The 21,914-nt window shown below is 66.8% G+C and carries 18 protein-coding genes; 6 read left to right on the top strand and 12 right to left on the bottom strand.

Annotation, left to right across the window (positions count from 1 at the left end; all coding sequences use genetic code 11):
- Positions 1 to 26: 26 nt before the first annotated feature.
- Complete coding sequence (locus H0X95_RS01395; RefSeq protein WP_059723876.1) at positions 27 to 710, bottom strand: TetR/AcrR family transcriptional regulator; 684 nt, start codon at positions 708 to 710, stop codon at positions 27 to 29.
- 223 nt (positions 711 to 933) lie between these two features.
- Between H0X95_RS01395 and H0X95_RS01390 the strand changes: the two genes are divergently transcribed.
- Both H0X95_RS01390 and fahA read left to right on the top strand, forming a co-directional pair.
- Positions 934 to 1,740 carry a cyclase family protein gene (locus tag H0X95_RS01390; RefSeq protein ID WP_058903874.1) on the top strand — a complete coding sequence of 269 codons (807 nt, stop codon included), beginning with the start codon at positions 934 to 936 and terminating at the stop codon, positions 1,738 to 1,740.
- 34 nt (positions 1,741 to 1,774) lie between these two features.
- Positions 1,775 to 3,097 carry a fumarylacetoacetase gene (fahA, locus tag H0X95_RS01385; protein ID WP_059723877.1) on the top strand — a complete coding sequence of 441 codons (1,323 nt, stop codon included), beginning with the start codon at positions 1,775 to 1,777 and terminating at the stop codon, positions 3,095 to 3,097.
- A gap of 138 nt (positions 3,098 to 3,235) precedes the next feature.
- On the opposite strand, the gene H0X95_RS01380 is transcribed toward fahA, so the two are convergent.
- Together H0X95_RS01380 and H0X95_RS01375 are read right to left on the bottom strand one after the other, a co-directional pair.
- Positions 3,236 to 4,327, bottom strand: coding sequence for a porin (locus tag H0X95_RS01380; protein WP_077175679.1), 1,092 nt, complete (start codon positions 4,325 to 4,327; stop codon positions 3,236 to 3,238).
- 217 nt (positions 4,328 to 4,544) lie between these two features.
- On the bottom strand, positions 4,545 to 5,249 hold the full coding sequence (locus H0X95_RS01375; RefSeq protein ID WP_230204669.1) for a hypothetical protein: 705 nt from the start codon (positions 5,247 to 5,249) through the stop codon (positions 4,545 to 4,547).
- A 183-nt stretch (positions 5,250 to 5,432) separates the two neighbouring features.
- Here H0X95_RS01375 and H0X95_RS01370 point away from each other — a divergent pair, with 183 nt between their 5' ends.
- The gene (locus tag H0X95_RS01370; RefSeq protein WP_059723880.1) at positions 5,433 to 6,035 is read left to right on the top strand and encodes a TetR/AcrR family transcriptional regulator; all 603 of its coding nucleotides are present in this window, start codon (positions 5,433 to 5,435) and stop codon (positions 6,033 to 6,035) included.
- 72 nt (positions 6,036 to 6,107) lie between these two features.
- Here the strand turns inward: H0X95_RS01370 and H0X95_RS01365 are convergent, their stop codons facing one another.
- A complete protein-coding gene (locus H0X95_RS01365) occupies positions 6,108 to 6,323 on the bottom strand; it encodes a DUF3820 family protein (protein WP_058903869.1) in 216 nt (71 codons plus the stop codon).
- 205 nt (positions 6,324 to 6,528) lie between these two features.
- Between H0X95_RS01365 and H0X95_RS01360 the strand changes: the two genes are divergently transcribed.
- The gene (locus H0X95_RS01360) at positions 6,529 to 6,717 is read left to right on the top strand and encodes a hypothetical protein (RefSeq protein WP_059723882.1); all 189 of its coding nucleotides are present in this window, start codon (positions 6,529 to 6,531) and stop codon (positions 6,715 to 6,717) included.
- A gap of 203 nt (positions 6,718 to 6,920) precedes the next feature.
- Here the strand turns inward: H0X95_RS01360 and H0X95_RS01355 are convergent, their stop codons facing one another.
- From H0X95_RS01355 to H0X95_RS01345, 3 genes are all read right to left on the bottom strand, one after another.
- Positions 6,921 to 7,583 carry an OmpA family protein gene (locus H0X95_RS01355; RefSeq protein WP_006498034.1) on the bottom strand — a complete coding sequence of 221 codons (663 nt, stop codon included), beginning with the start codon at positions 7,581 to 7,583 and terminating at the stop codon, positions 6,921 to 6,923.
- 124 nt (positions 7,584 to 7,707) lie between these two features.
- Positions 7,708 to 12,123, bottom strand: a complete 4,416-nt coding sequence (locus H0X95_RS01350) for a YadA-like family protein (protein ID WP_043205877.1) — start codon at positions 12,121 to 12,123, stop codon at positions 7,708 to 7,710.
- A 1,162-nt stretch (positions 12,124 to 13,285) separates the two neighbouring features.
- Entirely contained in the window at positions 13,286 to 13,603 is a 318-nt protein-coding gene (locus tag H0X95_RS01345) for a hypothetical protein (protein WP_124633086.1), read from the bottom strand.
- Here H0X95_RS01345 and H0X95_RS01340 point away from each other — a divergent pair.
- Positions 13,597 to 14,430: a response regulator transcription factor gene (locus H0X95_RS01340; RefSeq protein ID WP_006498031.1), complete on the top strand. Its 834-nt coding sequence runs from the start codon at positions 13,597 to 13,599 to the stop codon at positions 14,428 to 14,430. The two genes, H0X95_RS01345 and H0X95_RS01340, sit on opposite strands and share 7 nt — an antisense overlap.
- Positions 14,423 to 16,765 (top strand): sensor histidine kinase, encoded by a 2,343-nt coding sequence (locus tag H0X95_RS01335; RefSeq protein ID WP_059723884.1) that lies wholly within the window; start codon positions 14,423 to 14,425, stop codon positions 16,763 to 16,765. Before H0X95_RS01340 ends, H0X95_RS01335 begins: the two co-directional genes overlap by 8 nt.
- A 19-nt stretch (positions 16,766 to 16,784) precedes the next feature.
- Here H0X95_RS01335 and H0X95_RS01330 read toward each other — a convergent pair whose 3' ends face one another.
- Genes H0X95_RS01330 through H0X95_RS01310 form a run of 5 tightly spaced genes read right to left on the bottom strand, consistent with a single transcriptional unit; the run spans position 16,785 to position 21,769 of the window.
- On the bottom strand, positions 16,785 to 17,090 hold the full coding sequence (locus H0X95_RS01330) for a hypothetical protein (RefSeq protein ID WP_226244984.1): 306 nt from the start codon (positions 17,088 to 17,090) through the stop codon (positions 16,785 to 16,787).
- Between the two features lie 16 nt (positions 17,091 to 17,106).
- Entirely contained in the window at positions 17,107 to 18,195 is a 1,089-nt protein-coding gene (gene yjfF / locus H0X95_RS01325; RefSeq protein ID WP_006498029.1) for a galactofuranose ABC transporter, permease protein YjfF, read from the bottom strand.
- Positions 18,192 to 19,235, bottom strand: a complete 1,044-nt coding sequence (locus H0X95_RS01320) for an ABC transporter permease (RefSeq protein ID WP_006498028.1) — start codon at positions 19,233 to 19,235, stop codon at positions 18,192 to 18,194. The genes yjfF and H0X95_RS01320 overlap by 4 nt, the downstream gene beginning before the upstream one ends.
- Complete coding sequence (locus H0X95_RS01315) at positions 19,232 to 20,746, bottom strand: sugar ABC transporter ATP-binding protein (protein WP_006498027.1); 1,515 nt, start codon at positions 20,744 to 20,746, stop codon at positions 19,232 to 19,234. The genes H0X95_RS01320 and H0X95_RS01315 overlap by 4 nt, the downstream gene beginning before the upstream one ends.
- 60 nt (positions 20,747 to 20,806) lie before the next feature.
- Positions 20,807 to 21,769, bottom strand: coding sequence for an ABC transporter substrate-binding protein (locus tag H0X95_RS01310; protein WP_006482235.1), 963 nt, complete (start codon positions 21,767 to 21,769; stop codon positions 20,807 to 20,809).
- Positions 21,770 to 21,914 lie beyond the last annotated feature (145 nt).

Here is a 21,914-nt window from a genome sequence, read left to right as displayed (position 1 = left end):
CCATGGAATGCCAGCGTTCCGCTCGATCAGACCGACGCTCCGCCCGCCCGAATGCCCGCGGTAATGAACGTCACCAGATGCGCGGTCTTGCTCTTCAACGCGCCGGCCTTGATCTTGCCGTTCGAGATGCGCTCGATGCGGCTATCGAACGCGCTCATCACCAGCGCGCCGACGGCGAACAGGTAGGCCCAGTGGGCGTAGCTGGCGCCATGGCCGGGGAGCGCCTTTCTGATCGCGCCGACGAATTCGGCCGCAAACGGGTCGAAATATTCGGCGACGATGCCGCGCTCCGCTTCGCGCGGATCGGATGCTTCGCGTGCCACGAGCTTCGCGTACGCAAGACCGGCGTCCGTACCCTGGATCTGCATGACGGGCAGCACGAACGCGCGCACGATGTGCTCGAGCGGATCCTCCCCCGCGGCCACCGGCTCGCGCAGCATCGCCAGCCGCGCGTCAAGCACGGTTTTGCGGCGCTCGAACAACGCACGGTACAGCCCCATCTTCGTCTCGAAGTGATACACGATCAGCGGCAAGCCGACGTCTGCCGCCGACGCGATATCCCGCATCGACACCCCGTCGAACCCTCCTGCGGCGAACAGGCGCTCCGCCACGTCGAGGACGCGCTCGCGCTTGCTCGTCTGCCCCGCGTCCTGCGTTCGCCCCCCGCCCCGCGTGCCGGGCGCCTTCTTCGTGGTTTCCTTTGCTTGCATGGTCCTCCCCATTCTGTGCAGGTCTTCGCACCTGTCGTTCCGGTCATCGGGCAACGACGGTTTGCATTCGCATCAAACTGACTGTACGATCGTACAGTCAATCATAACACGAGCGAGGGCGCCCCCGGTCGTCGCGGTTGACCGCACACGCGAATGCCCGTCGCGTACCCGGACTGCAGAGCCGGCGGCCACGGTCGCACCCTCCAACCACGAGTACCCGAACATGACACGACGCTTCGTCGATCTTTCGATCTATCTGGAAAACGACGTCATTTCCGATCCGCCGGGTTACGGCCCCACGATCCAGTATCTGGCGCACGAGGAGACGGCCAAGAGCGTGACGGCCTTCTTTCCCGGGTTGCAGGAACACGACCTGCCGGACAGCGAAGGCTGGGCGATCGAGCACGTCCGCTTGAGCACGCACAACGGCACCCACCTCGATGCGCCTTATCACTTTCACAGCACGATGAATGAATCGACCGGCGAGCGCGAACGTGCGATCACCATCGACGAGGTACCGCTGGACTGGTGTTTCCAGCCGGGCGTGAAGCTGGATTTCACCGACCGGGCCGATGGCTACGTCGTTACCGCCGCCGACGTCGAAGCGGAACTTGCGCGCATCGATCACGTCCTCAAGCCGCTGGAAATCGTCGTGGTCAACACCCGCGCGGGGATGCGCTACGGTCAACCCGACTACGTATCGAGCGGTTGCGGCATGGGCCTCGACGCCACCCTGTACCTGCTCGAACGAGGCGTCCGGCTGACCGGCACCGACGCGTGGAGCTGGGATGCGCCGTTCGTGCATACGGCCCGGAAATACGCCGAAACGCACGACGCGTCGCTGATCTGGGAGGGGCACAAGGCTGGCCGCCATATCGGCTATTGCCATCTGGAGAAGCTTCACAACCTCGAGGTGCTGCCGCCCCACGGTTTTTTTGTCTCGTGCTTCCCGCACAAAATTCGCGGCGCCTCCGCGGGCTGGACCCGCGCGGTCGCCATCTTCGACGATGCACTCAACGCCACGGCTTGAGACCGCATCGAACCGCTTCATGCGAGGAATATCGATGGAACTGAATCACACGCACGACGTCACCCGGCGCAGCTGGGTGGATACGGCCAACGAGGCCGGAACCGACTTTCCGTTGCAGAATCTGCCGTTGGGTATCTTTCGGCGCGCGGGACGGGACGAACCCTGGCGCGGCGGAGTCGCCATCGGCAACCAGATCGTCGATCTCGCGGCGTTGCAGCAGGCAGGCGTGCTCGACGGTCTGGCCGCCGACGCCGTTCGGACCGCCACGGCAACGACGTTGAATGCGCTGCTCGATATGGGCCCCGCCGCGTGGCAGGCGTTGCGCCATGCGCTGTTCGCATTGCTGGAAGCAGGCAGCCCGCACGAAAAAACCGTGCGTCACATGCTGGTGCCGCAGACGGAAGCCGAACATGCCGTGCCCGTGCGCATCGGCGACTACACCGACTTCTACGCCTCGCTCGATCACGCGTTGAACTGCAGTCGCCCGCTCGGGATGGCGATCAGCCCGAATTTCGACTGGCTGCCGATCGCGTATCACGGCCGCGTGTCGTCGATCGACGTGAGCGGCCAGCAGGTCTATCGGCCGGTGGGACAGTATCGGCCCGATCCGTCGTCCGCGCCCGTTCGAGGCGCGTGCCGCCAGCTCGACTACGAGCTGGAAGTCGGGGCGGTGATCGGCACCGGCAATTCGCGCGGCACCGCGATTCCGCTGGCCGATGCCCAGCAACACCTGTTCGGAATGTGCCTGCTGAACGACTGGTCCGCTCGCGATATCCAGGCGTGGGAAATGCAGCCGCTCGGGCCGTTCCTGGCGAAGAACTTCGCGACGACCCTGTCGCCGTGGCTCGTCACGGTCGAGGCGTTGTTGCCCTATCGTACGACGTGGTCACGCGTGGCCGATCGTCCGCAGCCGCTCGACTATCTGGATGCCGAGGCCAACCGGCAGGCCGGCGCGTTCGATATCCGGCTCGAGGCGTCGATCCTCAGCGCGCGGCAGCTCGCGCAAGGGCAGCCACCGCGTACGTTGACGCACACCAGTTTCCGACACCAATACTGGACGCTCGGGCAAATGATCGCGCATCACACGATGGGCGGCTGCAATCTCCAGAGCGGCGACCTGCTCGGCAGCGGCACCGTTTCGGGACCGTCGCCGGGCGAAGCCGGCGCGTTGATCGAACTCACGTCGGGGGGAACACGCCCGGTGGACATCGGCAACGGCGAAGCACGCGCGTTCCTCGAGGACGGCGATACCGTGATCTTTCGTGGCTGGTGCGAGCGTGACGGTTTTGCGCGAATCGGGTTCGGCGCCAACTATGGCACGGTACTGCCCGCGCCGGTCGCGGACAGCGGACGCTGATCGGCACGCGTCTCGCGCCGGTCAGCGCGCGGCGTGGGGGCCGGCCCGGATGTCGAGCCGTACGCGCCGATGTGCTCATGAAATCGCCGCGAGCCATGCCGCTCGCGGCGATTTCCATTCGTGACGGACGCGCAGCGCTCAAAAGAGATGCCGCGCACCAACGACGAAACTGGCGCTGCCGCCGGTCGGCGCGTAGAGCGCGCCGTTCACCGTGAACCCCGTATGCATCGACCCATGGTTGTTCACGAAGGCCGCGGCGCCATACAACGTCGTTCGCTTCGACAGGAAGTAGTACAGCCCGGCGGACGTCAGCAGCGCATGGCTGGCCGGATCGTTGCTGTCCCGCATGTACCAGACACCCGCGTCGGTGGACAGCGCGGGCGTGATCAAATACTCGCCGCCGACCGAGTACACCTTCTCGTTGAAGGAATGGGCGATCTTGTAGCTCGTATACGAGCCCTTCAACGTCGCGGCGCCCCACGTGTACGCCGCGCCGATCGTGCGGCCCGCGAATTCGACCGTCGATGGAAACGGCGTGGACGTACTCGCCGAACCGCCGGGATTGCCGCTGAAGAGCGCCGCGTTGGCCACCAGGTTTCGCCACGCGTATCTCAAGCGCGCCGCGTATTGACGGCCGGCCTGAAATTTTCCGGGATCGCCGCCCAGCGCCAGCAGCGCGCTCGCCTGGAGACCGGCCACGGTCGGGCTCGTATACGACACGGCATTGGCGACGAAGATGCCCGTCGCAAAAAAATTGCCCATGTAGATGCCGGCCTGACTGCCGAAGAACGATGCGTGCCGCGCGTCCGTGTCGACGATCGCAAGCCCGAACGGCGAGTACTGCATGCCGGCCTTGACGGTCCCGAATCGTCCCGAAAGGCCGACGAACGCCTGTCGTCCGAACAGGTTGCCGTTCGAATTGCCCAGCGCGCCGTTGTTCATGGTGAAACCGCTTTCCAGCGTAAAGATCGCCTTGGTGCCTGCGCCGAGATCTTCTACGCCGGTTATCCCGAAGTGGGAGCCGGACATCCCGCCGTCCGCCATCGAGATCCGATGGGCGCCGTTCGTCCCGGTTCCCGCGTCGAAGCTGCGACTCGTGTACATGACACCGGCATCGACGACGCCGTACAGCGTGACCGTACTTTGCGCATGCGCACTCGCGCCGACCACCAACATGGCGGCTGCCGCCTGCATCCGCATGAGCGAACCGCCTCCCCTTTTCCGATTCATGATCCGATATCTCCTTTAATTTAATAGGTATGCTTATTAATATTCTTAAAAAACTTATGCGCGACACACGACGAAAGCCATCCTATCGATATCGATCCGTCGTTTTATCAGTCATCCATATCGATATGCATCGATACTGCCCTGCCACTGAAAGCGTGACGAAACATGACGGCGCTGCGCTGGACTGCCCGCCCGCAACGGGCGAGCCCGCGGAAAGTCATGCGTTCACGGAAAAGGCCAACGGCATCAAGTCGTCCGGTTGCGTCCGCGTGAGGGCGTAGAGCTCGAACCAGTTGTACCACTCGACCATCAGGTGGTCCGCGTGACCGCGAATCAAGTCGTCCGGCGTGGTCGACGGCCAGAAAATTTCCAGCCGTGCATCGAACCCCGGCGACGTATCCCTGAATTGATGCAGCAGATACCCGACCGTCTCCCCGTCGATCGACTCGATTCGCCCCATCATGCGATGCGGCATATCGGGCGCCAGTTCGATCGGGACACCGCTCCAGTCGTCCAGATGTCGGAACTTCAGCAACGCGGGGAACTGCGTATGACCCGGCACTTCGAGAATGCCCACGCGCTCGCCGGGAAGCGATAGCGCGCCGAGATGTTCGGGGTGAGCGCGCAGCATCGCGGCGCTGTTCGGGCCGCGGTAGCCGTCCCAGAACCACTTGATGAACGCCGCACCGTCGCCCGCCGCGACGTGCGCCTCGGCCACCGACGAACGGAAGCGACCATTGGCGCGCCGCGACCAGTCCCGCTCGTTCGCCTCGTGTGCCGCGATCTCCTTCGCGAACACCTTTACCATGCCGTCCGCCCCGAGCTTGTCCATCAACAGGGCCATCATGTGCCGCGCCCTTTTGACTTCCATCCTGAGGATGTCTTCGCCGGTTACCTCTGTCCCGGCTTTGAAAAACGTCACCGATTTCAATTCAACCTCCTGAGCGCTATCGAACGAGACGACATGTTTTCGCATCTCGCCCGCTAATGCAAGTAAACTTGCATTAGCGTTTACCGCAAGCGAGCCCGTCCCGGCTCGGTCGGGCACGGGTTCGACATGGAACGTCCCGCCATCAGCCCTCGACGCCGCGTGTAAAATCCGCTCATGCCCAATTCCGCCGAACCAGAATCGCCATCGCGTCGCCGCCGCCCTGGCGGCCGCAGCGCACGCGTCCGCGGTGCCGTGGTCGCGGCAACCATCGCCCAATTGCAGGAATCCGGTTTCGAGCGGCTCAGCATCGGCGCGGTCGCCGCGCTTTCCGGCGTGAACGAGAGTTCGATCTATCGCCGCTGGAAGAGCAAGGAAGGGCTGGTGATGGAGGCCGTGTTCGAGCTTTTTGCCGAGAACATCGTGATCCCCAATCGGGGTTCGCTGCATGCGGATCTCGTCGCGCTCATGTCGGCAACCGTGCGCTACTTGCGCACCGGGGTGGGCCGGTCGGCGATCCAGTTCGTGCTCGCCACCTACAACGACGCCGGCGTCACCAGCGAGTTGCACCGGCTGTGGACCAACCGGTTTTCCGCGGTCCAGCAGATTTTCGAACGCGCGACGCAGCGGGGAGAGTGGCAAAGGGATGCGGACCCGATGCCGTTGCTTCACTGCCTCATCGGCGCGGTGTATCTGCGAACGTTCCTGCTGCGCGAACGCGTCACGGTCAATCAGCTCCGGGAATTGACGCTGTGGCTGCTGCGCGGGCAAAACGCCTGAACACGCAGATCGGTTAGACGCGAAGGAAGTCGCGGGACCGTGTTCGGGCAACCGGCTGGGCGCGACGCCGTGCTACGCGGGTTTGCGCAACGGCTCCAGCAGGTGCCGCAAGCCGTTATGGTCGATCTCGTGCATGAGCGCGAGCTGTCGGCCGAGTTCGCCGCGCGGGAACCCTTCGCGCGCCAGCCAGTTGAGGTAGGGGCCGGGCAGGTCGGCGATGAGTCGGCCCTTGTATTTTCCGAAGGGCATGGTGACGGCGACAAGGCATTCAAGATCGGGGGCTCGCATGCGCGTATTGTGCACGGCTTTCCGCCCTGCCGCGCGCATCACGGCCGCCGCTTCGCGCCCGCCGATCCACGGCTGCGAATCCGGCCCTTCACGGCGAGCCGAATCGACGAACCGGCCCCGATTGACGGCCGGAATTCGCGTCGGCCGCCGATTTCGTTGCTGCCTGCTAGACTGAAATTTCCCCCTGCAAACCCTGGAGGGAATCATGATGTCCATCTATGTCGTGAAGACCGGCGAGCAGTTCCTCTACACCGCCGAGGACGGCGACATCGGCATGGCGCCGGCCATCGAGGATGCCGCCTCCTTTGGTTCGTATGACGAAGCGGAGAAGGCCGCGAGCGCGCATGCCGACCCGGGCTACGAGATCGTGGCCGTCTGCGTGATCAGGCACTGAGCGTCGATCCACGGCCCGGTGCGAATGGCGATCCACGTGCCGGACGCAAGGCAGCATGCGGGGCGTCGTCGCCAGGCGACGGACTCCGCATGCACACGCAGCGACGGATCTTCCCTCCCGCCGCCGTCTGCGTCGTGCATCATCGCCGCAAGCGAGCCGCCAGGCTTCGACGGCCATGCTTGCGGCAATTTTGTCGCAGCGCCCTACTTCTGCAGCGAGATTTCCACGCGACGATTGCGCGCCCGTCCTTCGACCGTATCGTTCGATGCCGCCGGATTCGCTTCGCCGTGACCGTTCGCGGCAAACGAATCCGCTTTCAGCCCGTGCTCGCGCAAATATCCGGCGACCGCATCCGCCCGGCGCTTCGACAGCGCCTGATTGTGCGCATCCGAGCCGGTCGCGTCGGTATAGCCGTCCACTTCCACGCGCGCGAAATGGCGGTCGCCTTGCTGGTTCAGCAGCTTGTCGAGCGCGGCGGTGGCCGCGGGCGTCAGCGCGGCCGAGTCGGTCGCGAAGTACGCATCGCCGGTCAGGCTCACCTTCTCGACCGGCGCGGGCGCCGGCGCGACGGCCGCGGCGGCCGGCGCGGGCGCCGCACCGCACTGGAACACGATCGAATGCGGATCGGCGCCGTCGCGGTACGGCGTGGTGGTGTCGACCAGGCGCACGGGTTCGTTGCCGCACATGCGCGTCGCGACCTTCATGCAGGTCTTCGCGGTCGACAGGATGCCGTGGCAGTCGACCTGGAACGTCCGGATGCCGTTTCGCGACTGCAGTTCGTATGCGTTGTACGTCGGCCCCGACGCACTCGAGCAGGCCGTGAGGGAAACGACGGACGCCAGCAGGACAAGATGGTGTTTTTTCACTTGATGACTCCGAGAATGCGATGAGCACGGCGCGTGCGGCGCGAGGTCGCGACGCATCCGCGCACGTTTGCGTTCGGCGCGGTCCGCTCCGGCAGCGCGTGCCGGAACGAACCGCTGCGCGCGATCACTTCCACTGATACAGCATGCCCGCGCCGACGACGCGCTGGCTGCCGGCGAAACCGCCGTTCAGCGTCGCCTTCAGGTTCTCCGTGACGCGCGCCTGCACGCCGACCGCCATGGCCTTCTGGCCCTGGAACGTCGCCGTGCCGACCCCCATCGCGAAGTTCGAATCGCGGTCCATGTGCGGGATCGACGCCATCGCGGCGGTCGCGGCGATCCCCTCGCGGGCCATCGAATCGGTCTGCTGGATCTGCTGCTGCATCTGCGTGAGCTGGTTGTTGACCGTGTTCAGCGACTGCGTGAACTGGTTCGATACCGCATTCAGCTGATTCACGTTCACGGCGTCCGTGCCCTGCGTGCCCGCCGCGACGTTCACGACCTGCCGCGCCGAATCGGCCGAGCCGACCGCAACGACGTTCGAGCGGCCGCCGTCGTTGCTGCCCGTGCCGAGCGCGGTCGAGTTGTTGCCCGATGCCGTCGAGCCCACGCCGATCGCCGTAGAACCGTTGCCCGATGCGAGCGAACTGTTGCCGACCGCCGTGCTGTTCGAGCCCGATGCCACCGCGCCCGAACCGCCCGCCGACGAGTTCGCCCCGGTCGAGCCCGGCGGCACGTTCGCGCCGTTCGGGTTCGTCGTGTACTGCCCGCCGAGGTTGGTCGTGCGCTGGTCGATCAGCGTCGTCAACTGGTTCGCGATCGAATCGAGCTGCGACACGTTCACCGCATCCGTACCGTTCTTGCCGGCCGCGAGCCCCGTGATCTGCCGGTTGCCGACGTTCACTTCGCCGGCCGACGACTGCGGGCTGCTCAGCCCGTACGCGACGTAGTTCGTCAGCGCGCCGACCGTGGTCAGCGAACCGGCGCCCAGCGCGACGCTGTTCGCGAACGTCGCCGACGCACCGGCGCCGAGCGCGAGCGCATCGGTCGCCGTGCTGCGCGCACCCGAGCCGAGCGCGACGCTGCCCACGCTGACCGCCACCGCGTTCGCGCCCTGTGCAACGGACTGCGCGCCGGTCGCCGTCGCGCCGCTGCCCAGCGCGATCGCGTCGGCCTGCGCGGAGCTCGCCGCCTGCCCGATCGCCACGCCGCCCGGCGCGGTCTGGTCGACGATCGCGCCGTTGCCGATGCCCACGCCGTGGTCGCCGTTGACGACCGTCGTCGGCCCCACCGCGACCGATTCCGCGCCGGCCGCGAGCGAATCCGCCGCGGTCGAATTCGCGTGGAAGTACTTCTGGCCCGTGACCGCGAACGACTGCAGCGCGCCGGTCAGCTGCCGCACCGTCACCGCGTCCTGCTGGCCGGTGCCATCCGCGACGTTGGTGATCTGGCGGTACGTCTTGTTCGTCGCATCGCCGACCGAGACCGCGCCGAGCAGCGTCTGGTCGGTCGTGTCGAACGGGATCGACGCGCTGCCGTTGCGCAGGATGCCCGACGACGGCACCACGGCGCGATCAGCCACCGAGCCCGAGCCGAGCGCGATGCTGCCGTCGACCTTGGAGATCGCGTTCGGTCCGATCGCGACGCTGTCGACGCCCACCGCCTGGCTGTCCGGCGCGGTCGAATTCGCGTGGAAGTACTTGATGCCGTGCGCGTTGATGTTGTCGATCGCCGAGCCGACGTTGTTGTTGATCGTGGTCGAGCCGTCGCTGTTGTACGTCACGTACGACGGCGCCGAGATCGTGCCGGTGGTCGGGTCGTAGGTGGCCCCGCCGCCGATCGCGCCGGCCGTGCTGTTGCCGAGGTTCGTGTTGTTGTTCGCGATCGAGCTCAGGCCCGTCGACAACGAACTGATCCCGGTCGACGTGGCGGTCGACAGCGAGGTCAGGTTGCTGTTCGTCGAGCTCAGGCCGGTCGACAGCGAGCCGACGACCGTCGAGGTCGACGTGGACAGCGACGTGATCGAGCTGTTGGTCGAGCTCAAGCCGGTGGACAACGAGCCGACGACGGTCGACGTCGACGTGGACAGCGACGTCAGGTTGCTGTTCGTCGAACTGAGGCCGGTCGACAGCGAGCCGACGACGGTCGAGGTCGAGGTCGACAGCGACGTGATCGAACTGTTCGTGCTCGACAGGCCGGTGGACAGCGAACTGATGCCCGTCGAGGTCGACGTCGACAGCGACGTCACCGTGCTGTTGGTCGAACTCAGGCCGGTCGACAACGAGCTGATGCCCGTCGAGGTCGACGTGGACAACGACGTCACCGAACTGTTGGTCGAACTGAGGCCGGTGGACAACGAACCGATGCCCGTGGACGTCGACGTGGACAGCGACGTCACCGCGCTATTGGTCGAACTCAGGCCGGTGGACAACGAACCGATACCCGTGGACGTCGACGTGGACAGCGACGTGATCGAACTATTGGCCGACGACAGGCCCGTCGACGTGGAAGTCGACAGCGACGTGACCGTGCTGTCGGTCGAGCTCAACCCGGTGGACAGCGAATTGATACCCGTCGACGTCGACGTGGACAGCGACGTGATCGAACTATTGGCCGACGACAGCCCCGTCGACGTGGAAGTCGACAGCGACGCGACCGTGCTGTCGGTCGAGCTGAGGCCCGTCGACAACGAGCTGATGCCGGTCGACGTCGACGTGGACAGCGACGTCACCGCGCTGTTGGTCGAACTCAGGCCCGTCGACAACGACGAAACCCCGGTCGACAACGACGTGATGCTCGACGCCGTCGACGTCGACAGCGAATCGAGCGCCGTGTTCGTCGCGGCAAGCTGCGAACCGTTGATCGCATCCGTGCTCGCCGAATTGACGCGCCCGGCCGCGACGTTGGTGATCTGGCGCTCGGTGCCCGCCGCGCCGACGCTGACGACGCTCGTCGGATTCGTACCGTTGTAGTTGTACGTGACGCCGCCGAGCGTACCGGTCGCCGTCGGATGCGGCACGTCCGTCACTGAACCGGAGCCGAGCGCGACATCGTTTGCATTGTTCGCGACGGCCGACGCGCCGAACGCGATCGCGCCCGCGGCTGCGGCGGTCGACGTGTTGCCGAGTGCGAGCGAACCCGTGCCCTGCGCATTGTTCGTATTGCCGATCGCCACCGCGCCGTTGCCGTTCGCGGTGTTGTTCGAGCCCATCGTGACCGCACCGGTGCCGATCGCGCTGCTCGGATCGCCGATCGCGACGGCGCCGTCACCGCTCACGGTCTGGCCCTGGCCGAGCGCCACGGCGCCGGTCCCGCCCAGCACCTTCGAGTTGTTGCCGCCGGCGATCGAACCGGCGCCCGCGCCGGCCGCGACCGAGTTGGTCGCACCGATCGCGACGGTCCAGTCCGCCGCCGCCACGCTGTTGATGCCGATCGAGGTTGCCCCGACGGCGGATGCAGTCGCGCCGGGGCCTAGTGCGGTTGCCGACGTGCCGGTCGCGAGCGCGAGATTGCCGAGCGCGACGCCGAACAGCGCCGTCGCGGTCGATTGCACGCCCATCGCGATCGAGCTGACGCCCGACGCGTTCGCGTTCAGGCCGAATGCCAGCGCATTGTCCGCGCCGGCCGTCGTGTTCGAGCCCATCGCGATCGAGCTCGTACCGAGCGACTGCGTGCCCGACCCGGGTACGCCCGCGGTGCCGCCCCAGCCGATCGCAATCGACGACGTGCCCTTCGCCCCGCTGTTGACGCCCATCGCGACGCCGGAATTACCGCTCGTCAGCGCACCGCTGCCAACGGCCACGCCGGCCGCGCCCGAACTCGTCGCCTGGTTGCCGACGGCGACCGCACCGGTGTCGGTTGCATGCGTTGCATAGCCGAGCGCCACGCTCTGCGCGCCGGCCGCGCTCGCGCCGAGACCGAGCGCGGCCGCATACTGGCCGGAAGCCAGCGCGTTGTTGCCGAGCCCGACCGCGGAAACGCCGGTCGCCGCCGCGCCGCTGCCCATCGCCACCGCACCGCTTTGGGTCGCGCTCGACAGGTTGCCGATCGCGACCGAGTAGTTCCCCGATCCGATCGCCTGAACGCCGAGCGATGCACTGTTGACGCCGGTCGCTTGCGCATTGATGCCGATGGCCGTCGATCCGTCACCCATCGCGTGCGCACCCGGGCCCAGTGCCGTGGCTGATGTGCCTGCCGCCGTGGACAGGTTACCGAACGCGGTGGAATTCACCTGCGTGGCCACCGAACCGTTACCGACCGCGATCGAACTGGCGCCGCCGGTCGCGGAGCCGCCGCCCGCCGAATACTGCGCGTGCGCGCCGGCCTGAAACAGCCCGAGATACGCGGCCGCCAGCGTCATCACGATACGCCGGGGGGACAACCCTGCATGCGCGCCCGGGCGCACGGCGGCGCCCGCCTGCGCGACGTGCTCGGCCGCCCTTCTCGACGACGCCACCCGCTTCCCGCGCGCCCGGTCAAGTTCCGAAGCCGCAACCCAGGCTCCCAGTGCTTCGTTCCAGATCGACTTGAACGACTTGTTCATCTCGTGTTCCCTCGGTTCTCATGTGCTGGATGACGCAACAGCGAACGCGACATCAGGCGCGGCGCGGACCCTCTCCGCTTTCGCCTGCCCCGCGACGCTCCGCTTGCTACTTCGCATTACTAATAAAAACTACGAACAGCGTTGCTCGACACGCTCGACACCATCGCAACGGCACGGCCGATCGACGCGCGTGCCCGTTCGGCACGACACGCGATCACGATCGCCGGCTAGCGGCTCATGGAAATCGACTTCGCCGGCCCGGCGGCGACACGGTGCATGCCGCGCTGCGAGACCGCACGCGCGTCCACCGTCGCACCCGCCGACGGGCGACTTCGAATCTCATCGGAAAAGCGTCGCTCGGACGCTGGACGAACGGAGGCCGGCCCGCATCGCGGGCGGCCCGTCATGTGTCATTCAGGCGGCGAAAGGCGCCATGCTGTCCCCGGGTCTGAAGCATGCGCCGCCGGATCGCTGACGCTGACAGCCGGCACCGGATCGATCGACCCGAGGCCCTGACCTGCCATGCTTGTCGTATTCATATTTTTCGTATCCGCCTGATTCGATAGAGCGCCGCGCACGGCCTTCGGATCGATCAAACCGCCCGGCGGCCCACGCGAAACCACTCACCCCTTTCCGTCCGGCGGGCGACCCGTTTTTCCGGATTTCCGGAAAAAACCGGCTACTCGACGAACGACCCCGGCATCGAATTAATCGATCGAATTTGCTTGACGATTTCTTCTCGCTCGATGCCTTTCACCCACACCCACGCCGTCATTTCTCGATTCGCCTTGTATATCTAGCATTTCACGAATCATGACGTTTTCATTACCCTCGTGCCTGTTATTCTTTTGTCACCGTCCTCTCATCATCTGAGAATGCCATCATTCAATGTGACATTGAATATCGGCTGCCATGGAGGCGACGGAAACAGCAATTTTCGTGGCAACCGGAGTCGGGGAAAGAACCGATTCCAGCCGCGTCGGGGCTAGTGTGCCGGCATTCGCTCAAACAAACCTTTTCCGCAGCGGACAAATCCTTTTCCCGAGCGGACAGCATTTACATTCATACACATTCGCAGGAAATTCGATTTTCCGGAAAGCGGAATATCCCCGCGACATCAACGAAAACTTAATCACCACGACAATGAATTAGCAGATTCAATTCAGACCGCACCATCGAATTTCGACAGCACGCTCACAAATTCATCATTCGGGCCATTTCGATTCCACCAGTCCATATGACCGGAAATAAAGACCGGAATTATCAAAATCGATTCGGCACATTTTTCCGAATCATTTCGTCGGCAGCGAACCACCTCGCCGGGCCGTTCCCGCGCCCGCCCGACAAGTCCACACGCGCCGCACGGAATCCTCACAGGCGATACTGTTGTCGGCATATAATTTTTTGCAACAATCGTGCAGATAGCGATGCCTCCGACCTGACAGGCCATTCCCTTCCAACGCGTTCGCAACCATGCCATCCCGCTTGTCCAGTTCGGCGTCGCCACGCACCACGCCGGATCTCGCTGGCGCACATATCCTCATCGTCGACGATCGCCCGAACGACCTGCGGCTCCTGACCGAAATCCTGCGCGCCGCGCAGTGCCGGATCAGCGTCGCGTTCGACGGGCTGCAGGCCTATCACCGCGCGCAGGCCATCGCGCCCGACCTGATCCTGATGGACGTGCGCATGCCGCGCATGGACGGCTTCGCCGCGAGCCGGCTGCTGGCGTCGACCCCGTCGACGCAATCCATTCCGGTGATCATCCTGACGGCCGCCGGCGATCTCGAGGATCGCATCGCGGGGCTCGAAACGGGGGCGCTCGACTACATCGTCAAGCCGTTCGAACCGGCGGAAGTCATCGCGCGCATCCGCAATCACCTGAAGCGCGGGCGGCGCAGCCAGCCGTTCGCGCATCTGCCCGAATTGCCCGACAACCCCGACGCGGCGCTCGTGCGCGCCGCGAGCGACGTGCTGCTGCGCGACCTGCGCCATCCGCCGGCGCTCGAGGAACTCGCCCGGCAGGTCGGCACGCACGAAAAGCGGCTGTCGCGCGTGTTCCGCGATCATCTCGGCCAGACCGTGTTCGAGTACCTGCGCGACACGCGGCTGCGCGCCGCGATGCACTTCCTGTCGGAAACGTCGATGGGGATCGGCGACATCGCCGAGGAAATCGGCTTCTCCACGCCCGGCAATTTCGCGACGGCGTTCCGCGAACGCTTCGGCATCACGCCGTCCGACTGGCGGCGCCAACGCCACGCGGTCGGCGCGCCGGCCGCACCCGGGGGGCACCACGGCGATGCGTAGGCAATACGCGGCATGGGCAGCGGGATGTCGCGGATTGCTCCTGCTGCTGGCGGCGCTGGCCGTCACGTGCGCGACGGCCCGTGCCGCAACGGCGCCAAATCCCGCGCAACTCGAAGCCGTCGCGGTGTTCGAAGACGCCGGCACGACGCTGTCCGTCGCCGACGTGGCCGCCCGGCTCGACGATGCGCGCCGCGACGCGGCCACGGCATCCCGCCCGTCGTTCAACGTGACGTTCTCGCGCTCGGCGTGGTGGGTCCGCGCGACGCTGATCAATCGCGACAGCGAAACGCGCCCGCTGGTGCTGGCGATTCGCGATGCGCGCGTCGACCGGGCCGACTTCTATGTCGAGCGGCACGGTCGCTGGCTGCCCGACCACAGCTTCCCGGCCGATCGCGGCGACGCGCGCGAGGCGCCGTCGCGCTACCCGACCCTCGACGTCACGCTGCGCGCGGGCGAACAGCTCCCCGTGCTGATCCGCATCACGTCGCGCAAGGAAATGCGGCTCGCGCCGATCGCGTTCACCCGCGACGCGTGGATCGCGCAGGAGTTGCACGCGTCGATGTGGAACTTCGGCTTCTTCGGCGGGCTGCTTGCACTCGTCTGGTGCGCGCTGCTGATCGGCTTTTTCTCGCGCAGCGGCGTGTTCCACGTGCTGGCCGTGCTGACCCTGAACACCGCGCTGTTCGAAGCCGCGTACCGTGGCTATCTCGCGATGGCCCTGTCCCCCGCCGCCCGAGAATGGTCGACGCGCGGCGAAACGATCTTCGCGTACCTGTCGGTCGCGTGCTTCATCGTCTTCATCCTGATGGTCGCGCATCGCGAGAAGGCGAAGATTCCGATGCGCGCGGTGTACGTGGTATTTCTCGCGCTCGAATGCGCGGGAATCGCCGGCGCGGCGTTCGGCGATCTGGGGACCTTCGCACGGTTCTGCCTGTGGCTGAACACCGCGCTCGCGATCGTCAACATCAGCCTGGCGCTGATGCTCGTGATCCGGCGCACGCCGACGGGCCGCGTGATGCTGATCGCGGTCGCGTTCGCGACGTTCAACATGCTGATCCGCATGCTCGATGGCCGCGACGCGTTGCCGTCCGTGCTGTCATGGATTCGGTCCGACGTCTTTCCGAACCCCGTCATCGCGATCATCGGGCTCGCGACGCACCTGCTCGTGCTGGCCGCGTGGATTCACCACGTGGGCAAACAACGCACCGAGGCGCGCAAGCGGCTCGAACACTGGCAGCTCACCGAACAGGACCGGCTGCGCGACGAAGTCGCGCGGCGCACGGTGGCGCTCAACGATGCGTTGCAACAGTCGAAGACGCACCTGCAGCAGAAGATCGAGACGCTGGGCTACGTCAGCCACGACCTGCGCGCGCCGCTGTCGACGATCAACGGCTATGCGAAGCTGCTGCTGCAAGGCGCGACGCGCGGCCAGGCGCGGCTGATCCGGTCGATCGACCGCAGCATCCGCTACCAGCTCGCGCTGATCGACGAATTGCTCGCGTTCACGAAGGCCGAACTGCAGCCGCTCGGCGTCGCGCCCGACCGCACCGACCTGCCCGGGCTGCTGGACGACATCGGCCACTACGCGCTCGCGCTGTGCGCGCAGCAGGACAACCGGTTCGTCTACCAACCGGTCACGGCGCTGCCGCGCACGGTGCTGATCGACGGCATCCGGCTGCAACAGGTGCTGTTGAACCTGCTGTCCAACGCATCGAAATTCACGCGCAGCGGCACGGTCACGCTGTCGGTTCACGCGTCGCGCGAAGGCGACGCGTGGCGCCTGCTGTTCGAGGTCGCCGATACGGGCATCGGCATCGACATCACCGCGACCACCGACATCTTCCGCGCGTACCAGCAGGTGCAGGCCGTGAACGGCGGCACCGGGCTCGGCCTGTTCATCGCGCAGCGGATCGTCGCCGCGATGGGCGGCGAGCTGGCCGTCGCGAGCCAGCCGGGCGTCGGCACGTCGTTCTCGTTCGCGGTCGTCGCGCCGGCCCTCGGCCATGCGCTCGCACCGGCGTCGGGGCTCGTCAGGCGGTTTCATCCGGCCGACGAAGCGCAGCCGGCCCGCGCCGCGCCCGCGATGCGCAGCCCGCCCGCCGATGCACTCGCGGAACTGATCGCGCTCGCCGGCGAAGGCCGGCTGACCGATATCGAGGAATGGCTCGGCCAGTATGTGGACGAGCCGGATCACGCGCCGTTCGTACACGAAATGCGCGCGCACCTCGACGCACTGGACTTGCACGCGATCGAAAAACTGGCCGGCTCGCTGAAACGCACGCGCGTCGCGGATACGTCGTTCGACACCGAGACGGACGCGACCGGGCCGGCCTGACGGCGCGAACCCGTACGCGTCATTTCACCGCGGTACGCTCGCGCTGCCGATCGGCCCGCTCGACCACGCGGGTCAGCCGAATGATGTCGGTCAGGCCGAATTCGCCGGCATCCGGGCGCGGGCGACCATGCTCGTCGGCCACGCGCATCGCGAACGCCAGCGCTTCGGAACGTTCGCGCAGCAGCACCCGCAGCGCATCGGCCACGATCCGGCAGTCGCGCGCGTCGCCCAGGTCGAGCAGCGGCCGGCGGCCGTGCTCGATAGCCAGCGTATCGGCCACGCCCGCCGTCATGTCATCACGCTTCATGCCGTTCTCCTCGCGCAAAGGGGGCGCGGTCGCACTACGACCGCCGCATCGTCGAGACCAGCGCGATGTCCTCTTCCGGCGGCGCCGGCCGCGCGGGGGCAGTATCGCGCGTCGGCCGCTGCGCGCCGAGCCCGGTGCCGCCGGTGCGCCGCCGCGTCGCGTGCCGCTCGATGACCCGCTGCAGCACGCAGAACACGCACAGCAGCGCGCCGATCACGATCCGCGTCCACCATGAACTCAGCGTACCGTCGAACGTGATCAGCACCTGGATCGTGCCGAGGATGCCGACCCCGAACACCGAACCGATCACGTAGCCCACGCCGCCCGTCAGCAGCGTGCCGCCGATCACGGTCGCGGCGATCGCGTCGAGCTCCATTCCCTGCGCCTGCAACCCGTAACCCGACAGCACGTACAGCGTGAACACCACGCCGCCGAGCGCCGAACAGAAGCCGCTCAGCGCGTAGACGCCGATCTTCGTGCGCGCGACCGGCAAGCCCATCAGCAGCGCCGAGCGTTCGTTGCCGCCGACCGCATACACGTTGCGGCCAAAGCGCGTGAAATGCGCGACGTAGATCGCGACGGCCAGCGTCGCGAGCGCGATCAGCGCGCCGGCGCTCAGCGTGCCGCCGCCGACCGGCACGCTGATGCCGGCGATCGCATGAAACGCCGGCTGGTTGATCGTGATCGACTGCGTCGTGATCAGGAAGCACGCGCCGCGCGCGAGAAACATGCCGGCGAGCGTGACGATGAACGGCTGCAACCGGAAATAGTGGATCAGCGCGCCCATCGCGGCGCCGTACAGCGCGCCGAATGCGAGCACGAGCGGCACGATCACCCATACCGGCCAGTGCAGCCGTTCGGCGCCCACCGCGCAGAAGATCGTTGTCAGCGCAACGACCGAGCCGACCGACAGGTCGATGCCGCCGGATACGATCACGAACGTCATCCCGATCGCGACGATCAGCAGGAACGCGTTGTCGACGAGCAGCCCGGTCAGCACCTGCATCGAGAAAAAGCCCGTGTACATCACGGACCCGAAACCGAACAGCGCGACGAACAGCACGATCGTCACGACGATCGGCAGCGTGCGCGGATCGGCGAGGCGGCCAAGGAAACGGGTCATCGCGGCGTCGCTCCGGTGGTGGTGGCGCGCGATCGCGCGGAAGGCAGCAGTCGCGACGCGTGCCGGACCAGCAGCGCGCGCGCCGCGTCCGACTGGATCAGCGTCACGACGATCACGACGACCGCCTTGACGACGAGCGTCGCCTCCGGCGGCACGCCGATCGAGTAGGTCGTGTAGGTGAGCGTCTGGATGATCAGCGCGCCGAGCACCGAGCCCGCGAGACTGAAGCGGCCGCCGAGCAGCGACGTGCCGCCGAGCGTCACCGCGAGGATCGCGTCGAGTTCGAGCAGCAGCCCCGCGTTGTTGCCGTCGGCGCTGCGCACGTTCGAACTGGCGAGGATGCCCGCGAGCGCCGACATCACGCCCGAACACAGATACACGCCGAACACGACCGCGCCCGAACGCAGCCCGACGAGCCGCGTCGCGACCGGGTTCACGCCGATCGCGCGAATGAACAGCCCGAGCGCCGTGCGGTTCACCAGCAGCGCGGTCGCCCCGATCGTCGCGAGCGCGATCCACACCGCGCACGGCACGGTCGCGAGATAGCCGCCGCCGAGCGCGAGATAGCCGGGCGCGCCGATCGGGATGATCTGGCCGCCCGTCAGCAATTGCGCGACGCCGCGCCCCGCGACCATCAGGATCAGCGTCGCGATGATCGGCTGCATCCCGACGAAGGCGACCAGCAGCCCGTTCCACGCGCCGGCCAGCAGCCCGACGCCGAGCGCGGCGGCCAGCGCCATGCCGACCCGCGACGGATCCGCCTCGAGCACGATCGCGGCCGCCGCGCCGGCGATCGCGACGATCGCGCCCACCGAGATGTCGATCCCGCGCGTCGCGATCACGAGCGTCATCCCGAGCGACACGATCACGAGCGGCGCCGCGCGATTGAGGATGTCGATCGGCGCGCCGAACAGGTGGCCGTCGAGCAATGCGATCGACAGGAAGCCCGGGCGATGCGCGACGTCCAGCGCGAACAGCAGTGCGAGCGTCAGCACCGGCCACGCGAGCGGGTGACGAAACAGCGTGCGTAACCGCCTCATGACTGGCCTCCCGCGATCAACCGGTAAACCTGCTCCTCGGACGCATCGGCGCCCGTCAATTCGGCGACCTTGCGGCGGTCGCGCAGCACCGCGATCCGGTGGCTCACGCGTACGACCTCGCCGATCTCCGACGAGATGAACAGGATCGCGAGCCCCTGCGCGCACAGCGCGAGCACACGCTCCATGATGTCGAATTTCGCGGCGACGTCGATGCCGCGCGTCGGCTCGTCGAGAATCAGCAGCTTCGGGTCCGTCGCGAGCCAGCGCGCGAGCAGCACCTTCTGCTGGTTGCCGCCCGACAGCAGCCCGATCGGCTGCTCCGCGTCGCGCGCCTTGATGCCGAGCCGGGCGATGTACGTGTCGGCGATCTCGCGCTGGCGCGCCCGCCCGATCAGCCGCCACCAGCCGCGCCGCGCCTGCAGCGCGAGGACGATGTTCTCGCGGATCGACAGCGCGGCGACGATGCCCTCCTTCTTGCGGTCCTCCGGGCAGTACGCGATGCCGTGGCGCACCGCATCGTGCGGCGATGCGAGCCGCGTGCGCGCGCCGCCGATCTCGATCGCACCGGTATCGGGACGCGCGGCGGCGAACGCCAGTTGCGCGGTTTCGGTGCGGCCCGAGCCGAGCAGCCCGGCCAGCCCGACGATCTCGCCGGGGCGCATGTCCAGATCGAGCGCGCTCATCATCCCGCGCCGGCCGACCTGCTGCATCGACAGGAACGGCGCGGGGGTCGCGGTGTCGCGCTCGACCGCCGCGGCGCCCGCCTGCAGCGTCTCGGACATGCGCTCGCGGCCGGTCATCTTCGCGACCAGCAGGTCGACCGGCAGGTCGCGCGCGAGATACTCGCCTTCGCGCTCGCCGTTGCGCATCACGGTGATCCGGTCGGACACCGCATAGGTCTGCTCGAGAAAGTGCGTGACGAACAGGATCGCGATGCCCGACGCCTTCAGCCGGCGCAGCACGTCGAACAGCCGCGCGACCTCGCCGTCGTCGAGGCTCGAGGTCGGCTCGTCGAGGATCAGCACGCGTGCGTCGACCGACACCGCGCGCGCGATCGCGACCATCTGCTGCACCGCGATCGGATATGAATCGAGCGAGCGCGTGACGTCGAGCGCCAGGTCGAGTTCGGCGAGCGCGTCGCGCGAGCGCGCATGGATCGTCTTCCAGTCGATCGCGCCGCGCCGCATCGGCTGCCGGCCCGCGAAGATGTTCTCGGCAACCGACAGGTTCGCGCACAGGTTCACTTCCTGATAGAGCGTCTGGATGCCAGCCGCCTCGGCCTCGCGCGGCGCGGCGAAGTTCACCGGCGCGCCGCCGACGCGAATCTCGCCCGCATCGTGCGCATGCACGCCGGTGAGCACGTTGATCAGCGTCGACTTGCCCGCGCCGTTCTGGCCCATCAGCGCGTGGATCTCACCCGGAAACAGCCGGAAGTCGACGCGCTGCAGCGCGCTGACGCCCGGAAATGACTTGTCGATGCCGATCATCTCGACCACCGGCGAACTCTGCATGCAGCCTCCCTCGAAGCGTCCCCGGACGGTGGCCGCCAGGCCGCCGCCCGGGCGGACAGGTCAGTACTTGCGGGTCGGCAGCACCTGCGCCGCGACGTTCATCGGAAACACCGTTTCGTTGGTCACGATGCGCTTGGGCAACTGCTTGCCGGCGACGACGTCCTTCACCGCGGTCATCAGCTGCGGGCCGAGCAGCGGGCTGCATTCGACGTCGACGTTGATCTTGCCCGCGACCATCGCCTGGAAGCCGCCCTTGGTCGCGTCGAACGACACGACGCTCACGTCCTTGCCGGGCTTGATGCCGGCCTCTTCCATCGCCTGGATCGCGCCGAGCGCCATGTCGTCGTTGTGCGCGTAGACGACGTTGATCTGCTTGCCGTAGGTCTTCGCGAATGCTTCCATCACCTGCTTGCCGCCGGCGAGCGTGAAGTCGCCGCTTTGCGACGCGATCACCTTGAATTTCGGATTGTTCTTGATCACTTCGAGCAGGCCCGCGCGGCGGTCGTTGGCCGGCGCGGAACCGACCGTGCCCTGCAGCTCGACGATGTTGATCGGGCCCGCGTCGTTCTTGTAGCGCTCTTCCAGCCAGTGGCCGGCGCGCCGCCCTTCCTCGAGGAAGTCGGAGCCGATCATCGTCACGTACAGCGACGGGTCCTTCACGTCGACGCCGCGGTCGGTCAGGATCACCGGGATATGCGCGGCCTTCGCTTCGGTCAGCACCGGCTCCCAGCCCGATTCGACGACCGGCGAGAACGCGATCACGTCGACCTTCTGCGCGATGAACGAGCGGATCGCGCGAATCTGGTTCTCCTGTTTCTGCTGCGCGTCGGAAAACTTCAGGTTGATGCCGGCGTCCTTCGCCGCGCTCTTCACCGACACGGTGTTCGCGGTGCGCCATGCGCTTTCCGCGCCGACCTGCGAGAACCCGAGCGTGATCGGCTTTTGCTGCGCGTGCGCGCCGCCTGCCAGCACCGTCGCCGCGGCGACGATCGCGCCGGCCGCCAGCTTCCTGATGAATGTCATGGTCCGTCTCCGATGATGTCGTTGTGTGCCGCGGCGCTGTTGTGTTTCTGCGTGGCGCTGGCGCGGATCGGGCTGCGCCGGCCGGCGTGTTCGGCCGGCGCGGTATACAGGCCCCGCATCAGTCTAGAAACAAGTCCGATAACCT

The sequence above is a fragment of the Burkholderia sp. 9779_493 genome, from assembly GCF_015712215.1.
GTDB lineage: Bacteria > Pseudomonadota > Gammaproteobacteria > Burkholderiales > Burkholderiaceae > Burkholderia > Burkholderia cenocepacia.
This window is presented reverse-complemented; position numbering and strand designations above follow the sequence as displayed.

Coding starts and splice junctions, on each gene's coding strand:
- H0X95_RS01390 (WP_058903874.1), top strand. CDS start 934: ATGACACGACGCTTCGTCGATCTTTCGATCTATCTGGAAAACGACGTC.
- H0X95_RS01380 (WP_077175679.1), bottom strand. CDS start 4,327: ATGAATCGGAAAAGGGGAGGCGGTTCGCTCATGCGGATGCAGGCGGCA.
- H0X95_RS01345 (WP_124633086.1), bottom strand. CDS start 13,603: ATGGCATGGTTGCGAACGCGTTGGAAGGGAATGGCCTGTCAGGTCGGA.
- H0X95_RS01395 (WP_059723876.1), bottom strand. CDS start 710: ATGCAAGCAAAGGAAACCACGAAGAAGGCGCCCGGCACGCGGGGCGGG.
- H0X95_RS01370 (WP_059723880.1), top strand. CDS start 5,433: ATGCCCAATTCCGCCGAACCAGAATCGCCATCGCGTCGCCGCCGCCCT.
- fahA (WP_059723877.1), top strand. CDS start 1,775: ATGGAACTGAATCACACGCACGACGTCACCCGGCGCAGCTGGGTGGAT.
- yjfF (WP_006498029.1), bottom strand. CDS start 18,195: ATGACCCGTTTCCTTGGCCGCCTCGCCGATCCGCGCACGCTGCCGATC.
- H0X95_RS01350 (WP_043205877.1), bottom strand. CDS start 12,123: ATGAACAAGTCGTTCAAGTCGATCTGGAACGAAGCACTGGGAGCCTGG.
- H0X95_RS01360 (WP_059723882.1), top strand. CDS start 6,529: ATGATGTCCATCTATGTCGTGAAGACCGGCGAGCAGTTCCTCTACACC.
- H0X95_RS01320 (WP_006498028.1), bottom strand. CDS start 19,235: ATGAGGCGGTTACGCACGCTGTTTCGTCACCCGCTCGCGTGGCCGGTG.
- H0X95_RS01340 (WP_006498031.1), top strand. CDS start 13,597: ATGCCATCCCGCTTGTCCAGTTCGGCGTCGCCACGCACCACGCCGGAT.
- H0X95_RS01315 (WP_006498027.1), bottom strand. CDS start 20,746: ATGCAGAGTTCGCCGGTGGTCGAGATGATCGGCATCGACAAGTCATTT.
- H0X95_RS01365 (WP_058903869.1), bottom strand. CDS start 6,323: ATGCGAGCCCCCGATCTTGAATGCCTTGTCGCCGTCACCATGCCCTTC.
- H0X95_RS01310 (WP_006482235.1), bottom strand. CDS start 21,769: ATGACATTCATCAGGAAGCTGGCGGCCGGCGCGATCGTCGCCGCGGCG.
- H0X95_RS01335 (WP_059723884.1), top strand. CDS start 14,423: ATGCGTAGGCAATACGCGGCATGGGCAGCGGGATGTCGCGGATTGCTC.